Origin of the sequence: uncultured Thiocystis sp. (assembly GCF_903866365.1) — a bacterium.
GTDB lineage: Bacteria > Pseudomonadota > Gammaproteobacteria > Chromatiales > Chromatiaceae > Chromatium.
The window spans coordinates 1-1682 of the sequence record NZ_CAIPNF010000296.1 but is presented as its reverse complement, the minus strand read 5'-3'; the positions used below and the strand labels follow the sequence as shown (position 1 = coordinate 1682).

Annotated in this window: 2 protein-coding genes and 1 pseudogene; 1 reads left to right on the top strand and 2 read right to left on the bottom strand. The window is 60.4% G+C overall.

Annotated elements, in window-relative coordinates; genetic code table 11:
* Window positions 1-425, top strand: a pseudogene (locus tag QZY07_RS16980) (hypothetical protein); the annotation flags it as partial.
* A gap of 11 nt (window positions 426-436) precedes the next feature.
* Here QZY07_RS16980 and QZY07_RS16975 read toward each other — a convergent pair.
* On the bottom strand, window positions 437-961 hold the full coding sequence (locus tag QZY07_RS16975; RefSeq protein ID WP_295405306.1) for a GNAT family N-acetyltransferase: 525 nt from the start codon (window positions 959-961) through the stop codon (window positions 437-439).
* Window positions 958-1242, bottom strand: a complete 285-nt coding sequence (locus QZY07_RS16970) for a hypothetical protein (RefSeq protein ID WP_295405304.1) — start codon at window positions 1240-1242, stop codon at window positions 958-960. The genes QZY07_RS16975 and QZY07_RS16970 overlap by 4 nt, the downstream gene beginning before the upstream one ends.
* Window positions 1243-1682 lie beyond the last annotated feature (440 nt).

The following is a 1682-nucleotide window of genomic DNA, read 5'->3' as shown; positions in this document are numbered from 1 at the left end:
CGCCGACGCACAGCGTCCCGAGCAAGGCATCCGCGAACGGGGTCTACACCATGATCTTGAGCTTCGAGCATCCGCAACCGCTGCTGCGCCGCTTCGTCGACACGCAGCTGGAAAAGCTGTTGTGCGCGCAGTTGGCGGGTACCGCGGACCGGCATCGGAACGTCGCCCCGAGGTTTCCGCGCATCGCCAAACCGGTGGACAAACACCGCGCGGAAAAGGGCTGGCTGGAGCGCGAATTTCCCGATCTTCTCGACCGGATCGCGGCCTGTTGGGGCGATGTTCCGGCCTTTCGACGCTTGTTTCGGGAACTGATCCTGGGCGATGTCGGTCGACCGGGCGGCTGGTCGGAAGCGGTGTGGGCGGACTTGACGTTACTGCAGGAGGTTCATGCGCGTCTCGAAGCCGGCCAGGCGAGGCGGCGCTGATTCAAACGCCGTCACCCCGCCCTCGAAGCAGGAATCGCGGACACTGGGAGAAACATGGGCGTCGGCTCGGGTCGATCGAGCAAGGCGCCTTCCAGCACGCCGAACGGCTCAAAGCCATAGCGCCGATAGAACGCCTGCGCGTCGGGCTTGGCATCGACCACGACGCCGATGCAGCCGATCTCCTCGGCCGTTCGGCGGGCCAGGTCCAAGGCGAACCGAAGTAAGGCTTTGCCGATTCCACAACCTTGAGCGTGCTCAGCCACGGCAAGTCGAGCGACACGGAGCACGGGCAGCGGGTAGCGCGGAAGTTGACGACGGCGCTCTTCCGTCAGCGCGTCGATCTCGATCTCGGAAGGTGCGACCGTGACGAAGCCAAGGATACCGTCCTCGGCGACGGCAATGTAGGTGACGCCGAGGTGATGGCGAAACTGATTCTGACCCGCAAATCGCTGAAAAAACCGATCGAGATCAGGATTTCCGCTGGCGAATCGGCGGCGGTCGTCGCTCGGCTCCAGTCGCCGAATCCGAAGACTCATCGCTCGTCGGGCGGAACGTTGACGGGTTCGTCGAACAGTGCCTGCATGGCCTGATTCGGAGGCTCGTTGGACGCCAATCGCTCCAGCAGCCTGTCCCCGGCCTCATGTCCGACAACGAGCCGCGGCGGGATCAGCACATCCTCTGGGATTTCGCCAACCGCCTGGAGGTGATGCAGAAGCGCCTGCTCGATCACGAATCCCTTCTTCAAGCCGCGTGCTCGAACATAGCGTTCGAGGCGGTCGCGAGTTTCAGGGGAAATCGTCGCTGAGATTTGGGTCATGTGGGTCTACCCGATTTTTCTACGGAATTGTAGAAAAGTATAGCATCTAACAAGCCGATGTCATTGCGGTGCGGGTCGCTTCAGCGCCGTCAGTTGTTTCCATTTTGGAAAAACTGAATAATTTAGGCGGAAAACACATTGTAGCTTTTGTCGATTCTACCGAGACCAGAAGAGCCGACAGCGCAAGAGTTGACCCAGATTTGCCTATCGTCTTGCAGTCTTCTGACGTGTCCGCGCCTCAAATGTTGTCTCGGGCTGTTTCTATCGCCCTGTTGAGACGCTGTTCGCTGCGCCGTTGCTGGCACCACAATAGAGACTCACGGTTCGCCCATTTTGACAGCTGATTACCCGGATTGGGCGCCCACGCCGAGATAGAGATCCTGCGGAAAGTCGAGCAAGCTGACAATGCGCGACTGCACGGCGTTCAGTGGGGTCATGTT